The sequence below is a fragment of the Labilithrix luteola genome, from assembly GCF_001263205.1.
Lineage (GTDB): Bacteria > Myxococcota_A > Polyangia > Polyangiales > Polyangiaceae > Labilithrix > Labilithrix luteola.
Window position 1 is genome coordinate 1871786 of record NZ_CP012333.1, and the last position, 15646, is coordinate 1887431.

Annotated in this window: 12 protein-coding genes; 5 read left to right on the forward strand and 7 right to left on the reverse strand. The window is 65.2% G+C overall.

Annotation, left to right across the window (positions count from 1 at the left end; genetic code table 11):
• The first annotated feature begins 59 nt into the window (after positions 1-59).
• The gene (locus tag AKJ09_RS08490; protein WP_146646686.1) at positions 60-1124 is read left to right on the forward strand and encodes an SDR family oxidoreductase; all 1065 of its coding nucleotides are present in this window, start codon (positions 60-62) and stop codon (positions 1122-1124) included.
• A gap of 56 nt (positions 1125-1180) precedes the next feature.
• Here AKJ09_RS08490 and AKJ09_RS08495 read toward each other — a convergent pair whose 3' ends face one another.
• Entirely contained in the window at positions 1181-2290 is a 1110-nt protein-coding gene (locus AKJ09_RS08495) for a hypothetical protein (protein WP_146646687.1), read from the reverse strand.
• 177 nt (positions 2291-2467) lie between these two features.
• Here AKJ09_RS08495 and AKJ09_RS08500 point away from each other — a divergent pair, with 177 nt between their 5' ends.
• From AKJ09_RS08500 to AKJ09_RS08510, 3 genes are all read left to right on the forward strand, one after another.
• The gene (locus AKJ09_RS08500) at positions 2468-2662 is read left to right on the forward strand and encodes a hypothetical protein (protein WP_146646688.1); all 195 of its coding nucleotides are present in this window, start codon (positions 2468-2470) and stop codon (positions 2660-2662) included.
• Between the two features lie 256 nt (positions 2663-2918).
• Positions 2919-3815: an ATP-grasp domain-containing protein gene (locus AKJ09_RS08505; protein ID WP_146646689.1), complete on the forward strand. Its 897-nt coding sequence runs from the start codon at positions 2919-2921 to the stop codon at positions 3813-3815.
• 148 nt (positions 3816-3963) lie between these two features.
• Positions 3964-5178 (forward strand): MFS transporter, encoded by a 1215-nt coding sequence (locus tag AKJ09_RS08510; RefSeq protein ID WP_146646690.1) that lies wholly within the window; start codon positions 3964-3966, stop codon positions 5176-5178.
• A gap of 33 nt (positions 5179-5211) precedes the next feature.
• On the opposite strand, the gene AKJ09_RS08515 is transcribed toward AKJ09_RS08510, so the two are convergent.
• Positions 5212-6768, reverse strand: coding sequence for an MFS transporter (locus tag AKJ09_RS08515; RefSeq protein WP_146646691.1), 1557 nt, complete (start codon positions 6766-6768; stop codon positions 5212-5214).
• 252 nt (positions 6769-7020) lie between these two features.
• Between AKJ09_RS08515 and AKJ09_RS55515 the strand changes: the two genes are divergently transcribed.
• A complete protein-coding gene (locus AKJ09_RS55515) occupies positions 7021-8712 on the forward strand; it encodes a methyl-accepting chemotaxis protein (protein WP_146646692.1) in 1692 nt (563 codons plus the stop codon).
• A 104-nt stretch (positions 8713-8816) separates the two neighbouring features.
• Here AKJ09_RS55515 and AKJ09_RS08525 read toward each other — a convergent pair whose 3' ends face one another.
• From AKJ09_RS08525 to AKJ09_RS08545, 5 genes are read right to left on the reverse strand one after another with little or no spacing between them, the layout of a single operon-like run.
• Complete coding sequence (locus tag AKJ09_RS08525; protein WP_146646693.1) at positions 8817-10640, reverse strand: IgGFc-binding protein; 1824 nt, start codon at positions 10638-10640, stop codon at positions 8817-8819.
• Entirely contained in the window at positions 10637-11998 is a 1362-nt protein-coding gene (locus tag AKJ09_RS08530; RefSeq protein ID WP_169927386.1) for an RCC1 domain-containing protein, read from the reverse strand. The genes AKJ09_RS08525 and AKJ09_RS08530 overlap by 4 nt, the downstream gene beginning before the upstream one ends.
• Positions 11973-13292, reverse strand: coding sequence for a hypothetical protein (locus AKJ09_RS08535; RefSeq protein WP_146646695.1), 1320 nt, complete (start codon positions 13290-13292; stop codon positions 11973-11975). The genes AKJ09_RS08530 and AKJ09_RS08535 overlap by 26 nt, the downstream gene beginning before the upstream one ends.
• Positions 13289-14494 (reverse strand): WD40/YVTN/BNR-like repeat-containing protein, encoded by a 1206-nt coding sequence (locus tag AKJ09_RS08540; protein ID WP_146646696.1) that lies wholly within the window; start codon positions 14492-14494, stop codon positions 13289-13291. Before AKJ09_RS08540 ends, AKJ09_RS08535 begins: the two co-directional genes overlap by 4 nt.
• Entirely contained in the window at positions 14491-15639 is a 1149-nt protein-coding gene (locus AKJ09_RS08545; protein WP_146646697.1) for a hypothetical protein, read from the reverse strand. Before AKJ09_RS08545 ends, AKJ09_RS08540 begins: the two co-directional genes overlap by 4 nt.
• Positions 15640-15646: the final 7 nt, after the last annotated feature.

The following is a 15646-nucleotide window of genomic DNA, read 5'->3' on the forward strand; positions in this document are numbered from 1 at the left end:
AGGTTCTTTGCCGAGCAAGCGTCTGGCCCTCGAACCGACACCGCACCAAGCTTCGTCGCATGTTCGACAAGCGCGCGCTCATCATCGGAGTCAGTGGAATCGTTGGTCAGAATCTCGCGCACCAGCTGCTCGCGGAGGGCGACTGGTCGGTGGCCGGTGTCTCGCGACGGCCGCTCCTGGGCCATTCGCGCATTCGAACGCTTCCGGTCGACGTCCTCGACGAGACCGAGACGATGCGCGTCCTCGGAGACGTCGACCCCACCCACGTGTTCTTCGGTGCTTGGACGCGCATGCCGACCGAGAGCGAAAACGTCCGGGTGAACGGCGCGATGGTGAAGAACGTCCTCGAGGCGGTCACCGCGCGCTCGAAGTCGGTTCGACACGTGGCCCTCGTGACCGGGACCAAGAACTACCTCGGGCCCTTCGAGTCGTACGCGAAGAACAAGCCGCAGACGCCCTTTCGCGAAGACCAGGCTCGACTCCCCGGCGAGAATTTCTACTACACGCAGGAAGACATCGTCTTCGACTACGCGAAACGCCACGACTTCGGCTTCAGCATCCACCGGCCACACACGATCGTCGGCTATGCCGTCGGCAATCTGATGAACATCGGCGTGACGCTCGCGACGTACGCCTCGATCTGCAAGGCCAACGCCAAGCCACTGGTTTTTCCGGGCTCCCAGGCGCAGTTCGAAGGAGTGAGTGACGTGACGGACGCGCGCCTGCTCGCCCGCCATCTCTCCTGGGCATCGACCACGTCATCGGCCCGCAACGAGGCCTTCAACGTCGTGAACGGCGACGTCTTCCGTTGGAAGCACCTCTGGACGGTTCTTGCGCGCTACTTCGAAGTCGAATCAGCGCCGTCGCCGGGTGAACCGCTCGAGCGGCAGCTCGCCGACGCCGACGGCACGTGGAGTAGGCTCGTTGCCGTGCATCGCCTGCAGCCGACATCGCTCCGTGAGCTCGCATCGCCCTGGCACACCGATGCCGATCTCGGACGGCCCTTCGAGTGCCTCAACGACATGTCGAAGAGTCGACGCTTCGGCTTCCTCGACTACCAGGAGACGGAGCGCTCCTTCATCGACCTCTTCGATCGCCTCCGGCGCGAGCGCATCATCCCCTGATCCCGCTCGCGTTCGGCTCGAAGTCCAGCTCGCGCGCATGAAGACGTGACGTTCTTTTAGTCGATGTAGCACGCCAGCGGCGGCGCGTAGATGTGGTGCGCGTCGATGGTGAACGGGTTGAGCGCGATCCCGCAGAGGTTGTACCCGACGGCAATCGACTCCGGCGGAATGGCGTACCCGATGGCGCCGCGGCCCCTGCCGAAGCCCGTGAACACCATGCGATCCCCTCGACGAAGAACGAGATCGGGAGCAGAGCCCGCCTCCACGCTGTCGACCTGAAGGTCGCAAGCCTCCCCTCCAGCGAGCGTCCCGCGTACCAAGCGGCCGTTCGCGGTGCGTGCCGCCCAGACGTCGGAGTACGGATAGGCCACGCCCGAGAGCTCGACGACAGGCTCGGACGTGCCACTGTTGAAGGGAACGACGACGCCCGAACGCACGAGAAAAACGACCCCGTTCGTATCGGCGACGAGGAAGTGGTCTTCGTGCAGGCGAACGAATGCGGCGATTGGCGCCGGGAGAAAATCGGGATCGAGCGCCGTCGTCCAAGCGCCTGCGTCGTCGAGGCAGACGATCCCTCGACCGCCGACGCAGTTCTGAGTGGTGGTCGTCGGCGCGACCTCCTCCGGGACGACGACGGGATGCGCCGCGACGGGTGAGCCTGTGTCCTCGCGCCAGACGACGAAGTCACATGCCGTGTCTCGACACGCGAGGACCCCCTCAGCGAGCACGGCGCGCTCGTAGCCGGGATTCAGGCGAACGTCCTCGTGGACTTCGAACATTTCTGCCCCCCACATCCGCGTGCTGTAAACGACGAATTGCTTCGTCGGCTGGTCGAAACCGAGCACTCGGGTGCGATAGAGACTCCGGAGCTCGGTGCCTGCGGGCACCTCGAAGACGGGAGAGAAGTTCGAGCTCGTCGTGCCGTTGGTAGGCTCCCAGTTCGCCGTCTCGACACGGCACGTAGGCACGAGAGGGTCATCCACTGGCGTAGCGTCGCCGTCGTCGCCGTTCGCGTCGACGGCAGGTCCTCCGCCCCCGGCGTCCGTCTGAGGCGTCGGGACGTTCTCGGCGGGACCGCTGCACGCTTCGAGGCTCAAACCGGTGAGGAGAATCCCCGCGACGAGTGTGGCGATGGCAAACGAGGAGAGACTGCGTGCTTGCGGCATGACCCAAGGGTCTATGGCTCAGGCGGCACCGATTTTTCATGAAATCGTCGAGGGACTGGAAATTCATGCGACAGGTCCGGCAGCCCTTGCGGAGTTTACGTAGTCGCCTCGGGGATCGACGATTGCAAGGTTTCTTCGATCATGTCGCCCAAGCGCGGACGCGTGAAAGGGAGAGCCATGGCGAGTCCCACCCAGCAAGACGAAGTGCCTGAGTTTCCCGTTCGGCCGGGAACGTCGGACGATCCGACGGGACCACGAGAAATCGAGTGCCCCGGCGATCCCGGACCGACCGTCCTGATTCCCGCTCCGGGTGATCCGAGGATGAATCCGAAGATCCCTGCGCCGAGCAAGCCGGGCCCTCCCGGAATCTGACGGCGAGCGTCACGAGCGTTCGGCGAGCGTTCGGCGAGAATGAAGCTCGAGATTCGTGAGGCTGTGTGCGATCGCGGCGCTCGGTGGTGCGCGTGTGCGACTCGCGCGGCTTACGCAGCTCGGTTCGGCGGCCCGGCTTCGCATCGTTCGCATCGACGGAGGCGCGTTTCCGGCGACCGCTGATCGATACTTACCAGCAGAGGTCGATCCTTTTGAAGTCTGGTTCGCGCGAATTTCGGTCTTACGAATCCGCGCCATGCCAAACAGCGAACTCTGCGTTCTGTTCGGACGTCCTGCTGGCTCGGAAAGCACCGACGACCGCTTCGAGATCGAAACGCTCGCAGCGGAGGAACTCGACATCGAATCGTACGCACTGCCGCTCGACCCCATCGTGATGGGCGATGCCGAGCGGGCGATTCGGCGGCTGCCGCGTGCCGCGAATCGCGTATGGCTCTATCGCGGATGGATGATCCGCGAAGAAGAGTATGCCGCTCTGTACGAAGCGATCTCCGATCGCGGCGAAGAGCTCGTTGTCGATCCGGAGAGCTTCGCCGAGGCGACGTTCGCCCCGAACTATCTACCGCTGCTCGGAAAGTACTCCGCGCCGGCCCGCTGGACCGAGGGCGACGGAATCGATGAAGCATGGGAGGTGGCGCAGTTGCTCGGCCCGCCGCCTTGGATCGTGAAGGACTACGTCAAATCCGCGAAAGAGGAATGGCACCGTGCGTGCTTCGTACCCGCGGGCGCCGACTTCGAGGACTTCCGCGCGATCTGTGAACGGCTCGTCGAGCTGCGCGGCGACACCTTCGAGACCGGGTTCGTCATCAAGAAGCATCTCGACCTCGCCACCCTTCCCGGCTGGACTCCGGAGCAGCGTCGCGTGACCGATGAGCATCGCTTGATCTTCTGGGAAGGCGAGCTCGTGGCGCACGCGCCGTACTACGACGTCGAATCGGCGCTCGAATCTCCCGAGCAGTTTGCCTTCCTCGGTCGCGCGATCGGCTCACCGTTCTTCACGGCCGATGTCGCCCGCCTGGCGAACGGCGGCTGGACGGTCATCGAAGTCAACGACGGCGGCTCGTCGACCTTTCCCGAACAGCTCGATCCACGCGATTTCTATCGCGCCGTCCTCGAGAGCCGCGGCGAGCTTTGAACGTCGGTCCGTGCAAGTGGTCGCCGCAGTCGACGGATGGCTTGCCCCACGCCCTCGACACGAAGCAAAGCCGCGCGTGCGACGACAATCGGCGCTCGTCTCGTTCGACTTGACGCGCTTTCACGACGACCCTTGAAACAGGGTCGAGATGTCTCTTGAGAAGCCCAAGCGTTCGAACGATGGGCTGAAGAACTCGGCGGCCATTCTGGCTGTCGCTTTTGCGGGCTTTTCGACCTTTCTCGACCTCTACGCGACGCAGCCGCTCCTGCCGCGATTCACCGAGATCTTCCACGCCTCGAAGGCCGAGGTGGGGCTGACAGTGAGCGCGCCAACGGCTGCGGTCGCGCTTTGTGCGCCCATCTTCGGGGCCATCGGCGATCGCTTCAGCCGCACGCGCCTGATGATCGCGTCGCTGGCCTTCCTCTCGCTCACGACCTTGCTCGCCGCCACGTCGACGGGACTCGGCTCGCTCATCGTCTGGCGATTCCTCCAAGGCGCGGCCACACCGGGAGTCTACGTTCTCGCGCTCGCCTATCTCGCCGAGGAGATCGACGTGAGCCTCGTCGGTCGAGCCATGGCCGCGTTCGTTACGGGGAACGTCATCGGCGGATGGGCGGGGCGATCCATCACGGGGTGGATCGCGCAGCACACGCACTGGCCCTTCGCCTTCATCGTCCTCGGCCTGCTCAACGGCATCGGGGCGTTCGTCACCTGGAAGTTCCTTCCGCCGTCACGCGTGCGCGGTGGAGGGGCGACACCGCTCCCTCTCGGTCGGCGCATCGTGGGGCTCGCAACCCCTGCCCTGCTCGCGAACTTCGCCATCGGCTTCAACGTGCTGTTCTCGCTCGTCGCCGTGTTCTCGTACGTGGGCTTCTACCTGACGGCGTCGCCGTTCAAGCTGGCGACGGGCAGCCTCTCGACGATCTACGCCGTGTACCTGGTCGGAGCCTTCGTGACGCCGATCGCCGGACGGTTCATCGATCGCGTCGGCTCACGCCGCGTGCTCGTGGGCTCGCTGGGCATCGGGGCGCTCGGGCTGATGCTCACGCTCATCCCCTTCCTTCCCGCGGTCGTCGCCGGCCTGGCGGTGTGTTGTTCCTCGGCCTTCGTTTGCCAATCCGCCTCGACGACGCGTCTGCGTAGCGCCGCTCCGCCGGGCCTTCGCTCCCTCGCATCGGGCGCCTACGTCACGTGCTACTACCTCGGCGGCAGCGTGGGCGGCATCGCTCCGGGCCTGACATGGAAGTACGGCGGCTGGGCGGGCTGCGTCGCGCTCGTCGTGATCGTCGAGCTCATGACGATGGGCCTCGCGACGTATTTCTGGTCCGAAGCGCGCACGGCGAAGCTCGACGCCTCGGCGTGACCGCCCACGAGCCCTCCGATCGTTGAGACCGACTTACACGTCGAGGTCCTGCCACTTGCGGCTCATGCGCGAGAAGACGAGCATGCCGATGAGCGAGCAGAGGCCGGCGGCGCCGAACACGTACCAGATCTGGTACGGCTTGTAGGTGTCCCAGAGGAGCTGATTCACGGCGTTCGGGCTCTGACCGAGGACATTGCAGAGCGTCTCGACCGCGCTCGTGCGCTGTACGCCGACGAACGCGGCGAGGTGGTCGGCATTTCCGTCCCAGTTTCCAGCGCCGTGGTGGTCGGTCTTCTCCGCGAGGTACCGCAGCGCCAAGGTGGCCTTCTCACCGTACAGAGCGGCGACCACTTTGGCCCCGGCGGCCGCTCCGATCGCGACCGGGATGTTCACGTAGCCGAGATAGAGCGCCTTCTTTCCCTTGGGGGCGATGAGCGCGAAGTACTCGGTCTTCTTCGGCCCCGTCAGCATCTCACCGAGCGAGAAGAGAAGGATGCCGAAGAACACCATGTAGATGCTCGGGAGCGTGCCGTAGACCATCGTGCCGATCGTCGCGATGAGGATGCCGAGCGTGATGGCCGACAGCACGCGCATGCGCGCCACGAGAAACGACATCGGAACGACGAAGAGCACGATGAGGAGCGCGTTGAGGTTCAGCGCGTTCTCTTGTTTGAGCTGGACGCCGCGCGCCGTCTTCTGGAGCCAAGCCTCGGGCAGGAAGCCGACGAGCTTCACGAAGCCGCTGGAGTCGATCCAGTCGGCGTAGAAGTTCGGCATGAAGTCCCAGAGTTGGTAGAGCATCATCCAAAAGCCCGAGAAGATCGCGATGACCGCGAGGAGCTTCGCGTCGAAGATGTTCACGACCGTGCCTTTCACGACGGTCCAGATGCCCTTCGACTGATCCGCGCCCGATTCCACGCCCGGGTACGTGAAGAGCATGGCGTAGTTCAGCGTGGTGATCGCCGCCGAGCCGTAGAACACGGCCGGCCAGCCGTGCGAGTGCATGAAGCCCGCCAACGGAGGTCCGATCGCCCCGCCCACGTTCACGAGCCAATAGAAGAGCCCCCAACCCACGCTGGAATTCTTCTTCGACATCGACTGCGCGAGCGTGCCCTGGAGGCCCGGCTTGAAGAGCGCCGTGCCGAGCGCGAGGAGCATGACCGAGGCGAAGAAGCCCCAGTAGCTCCGCATGTTCGCCATCATGACGTAGGCGGCGATGTTGATCGTGGCGCTGACCGCGATGAGCTTCTTGTAGCCGTAACGATCCGCGAAGCCGCCGCTGATCATCGGAATGCCCGACGCGACGATTGCCCACCAAAAGTAGATGGATCCCTTGTCGTCCTTGGTGAAGTGCAGACCACCGGGCTCGTCGGCCTGCATGATGTAGATCGGCATGACGACGCGCACGCCGAAGTACGCGAGCCGTTCCCACATCTCCATCACGCAACACATCCAGAAGGGGCGCGGGAACGTCTTCGCGGTCGCAAAGAACGAGAGCTTCTCGGGCTCGGGCGGACTCGGCGGAGAAGGCGGAGAAGACGAGACGAACTCGTTCGGCCCGGCGGACGACGACGGAAGGGGTTGAGCCATGAAGGGTCCTTTGTATCGCGAACGTCCCGAAGCCCCACAGCTCGATTGATAGGGCCCCCACCCAAAACCTCACGTCCGGTTGGTGGCTGGGCAGGCGTCCACGCTGAAAAGTGCAACACGGCCGAGGCCGAGCGATGTTGGGGCCGAGCCCCTGGAGTGCTCATGCCCAACTCGACGCCACCTCGTGCGCTCCCCTTACGCGGTCCCTTTCGTCAGCCGTTCCGAATGTCACGAAAGGGAGCCACGCCAAAAATGCTGAGCATCAAGCGCATCTTCGTGTTGATCGCGGCCATCACCACGGTCCTGGTCGCGATCATCGGAGCGAGGGTCGCGTCGCTTCGCACCTCCGCGGAGGAGTCGGACGCGTCCAACCGGCAACGTTATCAATCGTACCAGCTGGCCATGGAGCTTCGTCAGAGCTCCGAGGACCTCACCCGCCTCGCTCGGACCTACGTCGTCACCGGCGATCCGCAGTACGAGGCCGAGTACTTCAAGATCCTCGACGTCCGGAATGGCAAGCTCCCGCGGCCCGACGGCCGTACGGCCGCGCTGACGACCCTGATGAGGGAGCTCGGCTTCAGCGACGCCGAGCTCGCGAAGTTGAGCCAGGCGGAGGCCAATTCCAATGATCTGGTGAAGACCGAGGCGATCGCGATGAACGCCGTGAAGGGGCTCTTCGAGGACGAGCGCGGCGAGTTCACGCGCCATGCTCCGCCGGATTTCGAGCTCGCGCGCCGCCTGATGCACGACGCCGCGTACCACGCCAACAAGGCCACCATCATGCGGCCGATCAACGAGTTCTTCACTCTGCTCGACGAGCGCACCGGGCGGACGGTCGCGGAGAGTCAGGCCCGCCGCGACGCCGTCGTCAGGTCGATCGACCTGCTCGTGGTGGCGGCGTTCGTCACTCTCTCACTCGCTCTCTTCGCTGCCTACCGATGGGTCATGGGCAAACTGGGAGGCGAGCCGACGCAGGCTCTCGCCATCGCCACGGAGATCGCGGCAGGAAAGCTCGACACGCCGATCGTCGTGAGGGAGGGCGACTCCACGAGCGTCATCGCTTCGATGAAGAGCATGCAGGAGCGACTCCGCACGATCGTCTCGGGTATTCGCACCGCCTGCCAATCGATCAACACGGCCTCGACCGAGATCGCGACCGGCCAGCAGGACCTGGCCTCGCGCACCGAGATGCAAGCCGCCAACGTCGAGGAGATCGCCGCCTCGATCGAAGAGCTGACGAGCACGGTCCGCCAGAACGCGGACAACGCAGGCCAGGCGAACAACATGGCGGTCTCGGCCTCCGACATCGCGACGAGAGGAGGCAAGGTCGTCGCGGAGGTCGTCCACGTGATGAGCTCGATCGCGGAGAGCTCGAGGAGGATCTCCGAGATCAGCGACGTCATCGACGGGCTCGCGTTCCAGACGAACATCCTCGCGCTCAACGCCTCGGTCGAGGCGGCGAGGGCCGGCGATCAGGGCAAGGGCTTCGCCGTCGTTGCCTCCGAGGTTCGGAGCCTATCTCAACGAAGCGCGGAGTCAGCCAAGACGATCAAAGCGCTGATGGACGAATCGGCGAGCAAGATCGAGCGGGGCTCCGCACTCGTGGGCGAGGCCGGACGGACGATGGACGAGATCGTCGGTTCGGTGAAGCGCGTGACCGACATCATGACGGACATCGCAGGAGCCACCCGCGAGCAGTCGAGTGGCCTCGATCAGGTGAACACGGCCATCGTCCAAATCGATCGGTCGACGCAGCAGAACGCGTCGCTCGTCGAAGAGGCTTCGGCGGCCGCCGAGGCGATGCGCGAGCAATCTCGCCACCTGACGGACGCCGTGAGCGTCTTCGAGGTGGGTGACAAAGCGCGCGCCGGTGCGGGCCTGATCAAGGCGCGAGGCCCGGCGACACCACCGGCGTCCGCGCCATCGACGCGACTCGCCGCATGACCACCCCTCGATGCTCGGCACGTTCCCGAGCATCGAGAGGTCATCACCGCCGCGAGCGCCATGAGCCTCGCGGCGGCCCCCCGCTTGCAACGCCGAGCTGGAGATCAGTGAACAGGGACAATCGGATTGGCGACGAGCTTTCGCTGAGCCATGCCACCCGGGTACGCGTAACTCGCCCACTGTGCCCAACCCCAGAGTGTGGCCGTGAAGGGACCTTCACTGCGCATTCGCTGAAGGCCGTTCTTGCAGACGCCGGCGTCGAAGGCCTGCCCCGGACCGCCGTTGCGTGCGAGATCGACGCGGGTCCACTCGTAATCACCTCGGCCGCCGACGGGCTTGAAGTCCGCCAGGGTACCGGCGCACTCCAGCCAGACATCTTTGAACTGGCCGCCGGCCTTGGCTCTCACGATGACGAGCGACGTCTCGTCGTAGGTCGGATCCGCGAAGAAGCTATAGGAGTTCAGGTACTGGCCAGCGGGAACGACGTTCACGAACTCAGGGTCGCCATTGCCGCGCAAATCGACACTTCCCAGTGGGTCGGTCTCGCCCACTTTGGGCCCGCCGGCGCCAGACATGTACGCCGCGAGATAGATCGGGTGATCGACGTCCTGCGTGCGCACGACGAACGGAGACCCGACCTCGCCCCAGAACGTCACCACTTCGCCTGCGGACATCGTGAGCGGAGCTCCAGCGGGGACCACGGGATCGTAATCGAGGACAGTGCCATCACGGGCCGCGACGATCCGATACGGCATCACCTCGTACTCGTTTCCGAGACGCGGCCGATAACCGGCGGCGACATACTCCGATCCCCATTGCTCGATCGCCGGGAGCTGCTGCAGGGCCGTGTCACAGGCAACACGCCTCGAGGGAATGAACATGCATTCCTGGCCGCCAAAGATGCTGGTGGGCTTGTTCGAGCTCACCATGCTGCCGGAGAGCTCCGCGCCTTGATTGATTTGTAGGACCTGCCCTTTGCCCAATCGGTACGTCACCGGGACCTTCGCGCCGGCGCCTTGCACGCCTGGCCCGTCGTCGATGGCCTGCGTCGGCAAGATCGTGACGTCCGTGTCGTCTTCCGACGCGACGATCTGTGCGGCGGGTCCGCCCGCAGAGGCGTAGGCCTGGATCATGATGCGCTCCCACGCATTCACGATGACGTGGTTCGTTCCCCACGTGGCGACGGGCAAGAGCAGTGTCGCCGATGGGATGTAGCTCCGGGCGCCGCCATACGGGTAGATCGCCGCCAGGCTCACGGGCGCGCTGGTCGTCAAATGGAACGACGACCCGATGCCGGTGCCGTCCGGCAGGCCATCCGCGAACGTCGCTGGAACGATGCCCTCCGGGCAATGGGCAGCACGTTCACCGCCGTGGGAGATCTTGTCCGGTGAGCCGTCCGAGACGAAGAGGATCGCACTCTCGCCCGGCTGGAGTGGGCCCTCATGCAACACCAGCGTCGCGTCGCCAGGGTTCGTTCGATAGACGGACTTGGAGAGATCGATGCCCTCGCCCTGGTATTCGAGGGAGAGCTCGACCGGCACAGTCGAGGTGTTGACGACGTACGACGCGTAGCAGTTCTGATCGAACGACTTCGTGAAGTAGGGCGGCTGGAGATAGAATTCGCAGCCGAGCGAGCTCTTGTCGGCCGCCGCCGCTGCACACGGTTCTTGGCAGCGACCGCCACCGCAAGCGAGCTCGGTGCTACATGTCTCGACGACCTCGCCCGTGCACGAGCGAAGGACTGCGCGTCCGTCGAGCGAGCACTGAAACGGGCACGTGGATGCCTCGGCCGCCGCGTCTTGTTCGAACGTATCGACGCGATTGTCGAAGGCCTTCGACGTTTGGTTGCAAGCGCCGATCGCAAACGCAGCAGCGGCACTGCCGACGAGCAAAAGCGAGACTCGGTATCGTGTGTGGAGGGTGTTCATGGCAGTGCCACCTCGATCGGGACGAGGCTCGGTTCATTCATCACGCCGTTACCGAGCTGTCCGCTCGCGTCACCACCCCAACAGAAAACCTTGCCGCTGGTCATGAGCGCGCACGTCGAATACAGCGTGGCCTTCACTTGGGCGACGGTGCCTGGAAGGCCCGCGACTTTGACCGGCGCGAGGGCGTACGTCTTCGTCCCGTCGCCGGCCTGGCCGTAGGCGTTGCCACCCCAGCAATAGACCGATCCCGAGACCCCGACCGCGCAGCCGCGCACGGACACGTTCGTGTTGTAGCTCCGAGAAGACGTCGAGATCTGAATGACAGGCTCCGGCGTCACGACGATCTCGGGGAGAGGGCGCTCGAACGAGTCGACGGAAGTGAACACGGGACCGCCCCAGCAATGGGCGATGCCCTGCGCTACGGCGCAGACGTTCTCGTTGGCGACGTCGACGTTCGAGACGCCCGTGAGCGCGACCGGATCGGGGTGCGGAGATGGCACGAGCGACGACACGCGGCCGAGCGGCGGGTTCGCTCCCCAGCTGAGGAGCACGCCGTCGCCTCGCCGGAGGAACGACGCGAGGCCAATGTGCAGCTCTTCGATTGGCGAGCCGGCTGGAACCGAAATCGGCCTCGGAGAAAGCCACTCGCGCGAGCTCGCATCGAGATCGGGGACATCGACCTGCCCGTCGCGATTCGTCCCCCAACAGACGACGTCGCCGCCCTCGCGGAGGACGCACCCGACGCCCACCATCTGTCGCCGGTCCGCATTCACGCCGACGCGCGTCGCGGTGGGGACGTCGAGCTTCACGGGCGCCCGCGCCGTCGTGAGCCCCTCCGAGCCTTCGTGTGGATAAGGGCCGAACCCCCAGCACCACGTTGCACCGCTCGTGTCGACAGCGCAGGTGTGGTCGAGGAAAGCAACGTTCTCGAGGCCAGAGACGCGCGCTGCCGTCGGGCTGTCGACACTTCCCGCGACGTCACCGCGTCCGAGCTGACCGTCCTGATTCTGGCCCCAACACGCCACGGTCTTGTCCTCGAGCAGCGCGCAGAAGCCCTCCGTGAAGCCGAGCGTAGTCGTCAGTGACGTCGCACACGGCGACGTCGAGCACACGACCGGAAGCGGGCCTGCGTCCGAAGTCGCGGCGTCGCGCGGGCGTGGCGCGGCGTCGAATGCGCCAGCATCCGTGTGTGCGTCGGGAGCGCTGGGACCAGCGTCCTGGGCACCGTCGTTTCCGTGGGCGTCACCGCTCGTGTCCGACGGGCTCGCGCAGCTCACAGCGGCTTCGGCAGAGAAGAGAGACGCCGCGACGAGGGCGGCGACGTGTCGGCGCTCAAGGAGTCGTCTTGTGGAACGCACGGCCATCTCCGACTGCCCAAAGGTTGTTGTTCGAAGTCCCACGAATCTGAGAGAGGGGCTTGGTGTTTGGCGTCTCGTTGATGAAGAGCGTCGAGTATTCGTAGGTGCCGGTGCCGGACCAGAGGTCCCTGCCACGAAGAACTCGTCCCGGATTGTTCCCGAAGCTGCTTTGAGCGACGAGCCAGAGGTCGTCGTCCGAATGTCCCCAGACCCTGCTCAGGATCACGTTGAAGGTCGGTGAAGGGCTCGATTCGTCGACCGAGTAGTGTCCGTCGCTCTCGCGTGCGACGCGAACGACTTGGTTCTTCACATCCCTGCTGTATCGGACACCGACGAGCCGGTCTTTGGCGGGGGCGACGAAGCTCTCTCGAAAATCACCATTGATCGTCAGTCGTCCGGGTTGTTCTTGGCAGCCGTCGGCGAGCGGCGTGCTGTCCGCCACGCGTTCGATTCCGCCATCCACGCCCGTCTTGCGAAGAAGCACGGTGCAAGACGTCGTCCCCTGAGCCCTCGATCCCACGAACCACGTGTCTCCCGGACTGGTCGACGCGAAGCCGTGGAAGTTCAAAAACGTCGCGGGGTCTTCGTCGACGTACTCCGTCGTCCATGGCGAGGCGCCGCCATCCGGGACGTCGATCGCGCCCGTCAACCGATAGATCGTTTCGCAGGACGTCAGGTACACGTCGTCCGCGCTCGTGCCGGAGACCTTGGGCTCCATCGTCTTGACGGTGCCGCAGATGACGCGGCTTCTCGCCCATGTCCACTTCGTCCCGGGAGGAACCGGTCGTTTGCCATGGTAGACGTACGCGCCGTATCCGTTCGGTTCACCGTAGAGAATGCCGACGTGGAGTAGCGTGAAATAGACTTCGTCTTTGCTCGGCGCCCATACGTTGGTGAGTCGCGCGCGTAACTGGTTCTGCGTACCGTCGTCGATGTACGTCCACGACTGAGTAGCGTCCTCCCACTCGAGGACCTTCATGCCGCGCGTACTGCTCGTGCCCACGGCGAACGCACCGTCGGCCAGAGGCCACACATCGGAAAACTGGAAGTCGTCGTCGACGAGTGGCGTGAGACACCAGCCGTCCGAGCTGCATCGCCCTCCGTCCGCGGAGCCGTCGGCTCCTGCCTCGATGGGCACGGACGCATCCCGCGTCGCGGCCTCCGGCGCTGCTGCGTCGTCCGGGATCACGTTGTTCCCGGCATCGTTCTCGGTGACGAGACTCTCCGACGTGGCACACGCGGCCACAACGAGCGTGATGGCGGCCCACGTCGTTCGGAAGAACAGGGCTCTCAAGGCGTGCCTCCGAGTGAAAGAATGACGCCGTCGCCACCGATCCAGACGTGACCCGGCGCGGGCGTCCAAACAGTCATGAGATGGGGGAGCCGGCCACCGAGTCCCGCGACCTTCACGCGCGACCAGTGCGCGCCGTCGTAGTGGAGGACGACGGCATTGTCGCCGACGGCCCATATGTCGCTGCCCGACGTGCCGTAGATCGCGTGGAGGGTCTCGGTCGTGGGGACATCGGAGACCACGTCCCACGCGTAGGAATGACCGGTGTAATGGCGAATGACGCCGGCGCCGCCGACAGCCCAGACGTCGTTCTCCGCCGCCGCCCAAACTCCGTTGAGCCCTGCCCACGTTCGGCTATCGAACGGAGTGATGGTCGGTGTTGCGCTCTCGGCGTTCGTGATGTGGAACGTCACGCCCGAATAGCCGACCGCCCAGAGATCGTCGGCCGAGATGCCATGGACGCTCGACATGCGCCGGCATCCGAGCAACGCGCAGGCGCCGGGCTCGAGCGCATCGTGGAACTCGAGCGCGTTCGTCGATGGATCGACCCGGAGCCGCCAGAGTCCGTTCGGGGCCGTGTCGAGCCCGCCCCCTTCGAACTGCCGAAGCGTGCTCCAGAGCGATGTTCCGCCCGAAGCGGCCCAGGAGGAGGTAACCACGACGGCAGACGGTCCGAGCGCGTCCGGCGTGGCGGGAGCCCCGCGTGCGATCCAGCCACCCGAGGAAGGCGCAGAGGCATCGGCACCGTCCGTGACCTCGAGCCCTCGCGTGTAGACGGACGTGAGCGACGATACCGCGATCTCATTCGCGTCACGGAGCCAGAGTCCGTTCATCGTCTCGGCGCTGCTCATCGGCGAGGGCTTCCACGAGGTGCCGTCGAAGTGGAACATGGCGCCGACCGCACCGGCCGCCCAGACGTCGCTCTCGGAGCGTCCTCGGATGACGTTGATGCGAGTTCTCACGTCGAGCCCGCCCCCAGGGCCACTTGGATCGACGGGTCCGTTCGGACAGAGCGCATCCGGCACGCACGGGTCGGACGGCTCGGCGGCGTCCTCCAATGCATCGGCCCCGCCGTCCTGCACTGGCAACGTGCCACCGTCGGCTTCGAGGCTCTGACGTGAAGTCTCGTCGTCCGCCGCGCACGCAACGAGAAGCGCGAGCGTGCCCGCGACGCTCGAGAGGGCGCCGATGGTCCGTGCTTTCATTGGGGCACCTCCCCATCGCGGCACGGTTCGACCGCGCACTTGCCGGCGATACAGGGTTGACCAGAGAGGACGTCGCATTCGTTTCCGCAAGCGCCGCAATTGCGCGGGTCCGAGGCGAGGTTCACTTCGCAGCCGTCGGTCGGGTCGCCGTTGCATTCGCCCCAGTCCTGCATGCAGACGAAGCCGCACGATCCGTAAGTGCACGTGCCGAGGCCGTTGGCGTTCAACGCAATCGACGTGCAGTCGATCCCGCAGCCCCCGCAGTTTCGAAGGTCGGCGCGAAGATCCGCGCAGGTATCGCCGCAAAGCGTCTGGCCCTTGGCGCAGATGCACTCGGCCTCGCCCTTGCTGTTACGTCGGCAGGTTTGGCCCGGATCGCACGCGATGTTGCACGCTCCGCAGCTCGTCGGGGAGAGGAGGTTGGCCTCGCAACCGTTGTCGTTCTTGCCGTCGCAATTGGCGAATCCCTGGTCGCACTTGACGTGTCCGCACGTGCCTTCGTCACATCCGTAGTGGGCGTTCGAACCGGGTTCGCTAGCGCCGGTTCTGGGGCAGGCGACGCCGCAGGCTCCGCAGTTGTCGTCCGACGTCTCCAGATCGACGCACGCTCCCGCGCAAAAGGAGCGGCCCTTGTCACAGCCGCACTGGCCTTTCTTCGCGTCGTCGTCGTAGATGCACGGCTTCGCCGGATCGGGGCACGCGTCACCGCAGCCGTTGCAGTTGTCGTTGTCGCCGAGCCTCGTCTCGCAGAGGTCTTCGCGGACGCCGTTGCAGTCGGCGTATCCTTCGAGACACGACGGAACGCACTTACCGGCGACGCAATCGAGATAGGCCCCCTCCGTGTTCATGCTCGGGCACTCGATCCCGCACCCACCGCAATTCTTCGGATCGGTCATCACGTTCACGTCGCAGGGGAAATGCGACGTTGGGCACGTCGTGAACGGTCCGGTGCACGTGTACGAAGCGCAGTACGACGTGAGGCTCGCTTCCGGCACGCCGATGGCCGCACCGCCATCGTCCGGATTGGTGAAGGACAGTCCAGCGTCGGCTGACGGCGGCACGAACTCGACCGTCTGCTTCTGGCAGGCGATGAGCGCGACGAACGACACCGCGACGAACGTCGAGGCATGAAGACGCAATTTCATGTTTCCT

What these genes read in the sequence shown, in the direction of transcription:
- AKJ09_RS08490 (WP_146646686.1), top strand. Translation starts at nt 60, where the DNA reads ATGTTCGACAAGCGCGCGCTCATCATCGGAGTCAGTGGAATCGTTGGT.
- AKJ09_RS08495 (WP_146646687.1), bottom strand. Translation starts at nt 2,290, where the DNA reads ATGCCGCAAGCACGCAGTCTCTCCTCGTTTGCCATCGCCACACTCGTC.
- AKJ09_RS08500 (WP_146646688.1), top strand. Translation starts at nt 2,468, where the DNA reads ATGGCGAGTCCCACCCAGCAAGACGAAGTGCCTGAGTTTCCCGTTCGG.
- AKJ09_RS08505 (WP_146646689.1), top strand. Translation starts at nt 2,919, where the DNA reads ATGCCAAACAGCGAACTCTGCGTTCTGTTCGGACGTCCTGCTGGCTCG.
- AKJ09_RS08510 (WP_146646690.1), top strand. Translation starts at nt 3,964, where the DNA reads ATGTCTCTTGAGAAGCCCAAGCGTTCGAACGATGGGCTGAAGAACTCG.
- AKJ09_RS08515 (WP_146646691.1), bottom strand. Translation starts at nt 6,768, where the DNA reads ATGGCTCAACCCCTTCCGTCGTCGTCCGCCGGGCCGAACGAGTTCGTC.
- AKJ09_RS55515 (WP_146646692.1), top strand. Translation starts at nt 7,021, where the DNA reads ATGCTGAGCATCAAGCGCATCTTCGTGTTGATCGCGGCCATCACCACG.
- AKJ09_RS08525 (WP_146646693.1), bottom strand. Translation starts at nt 10,640, where the DNA reads ATGAACACCCTCCACACACGATACCGAGTCTCGCTTTTGCTCGTCGGC.
- AKJ09_RS08540 (WP_146646696.1), bottom strand. Translation starts at nt 14,494, where the DNA reads ATGAAAGCACGGACCATCGGCGCCCTCTCGAGCGTCGCGGGCACGCTC.
- AKJ09_RS08545 (WP_146646697.1), bottom strand. Translation starts at nt 15,639, where the DNA reads ATGAAATTGCGTCTTCATGCCTCGACGTTCGTCGCGGTGTCGTTCGTC.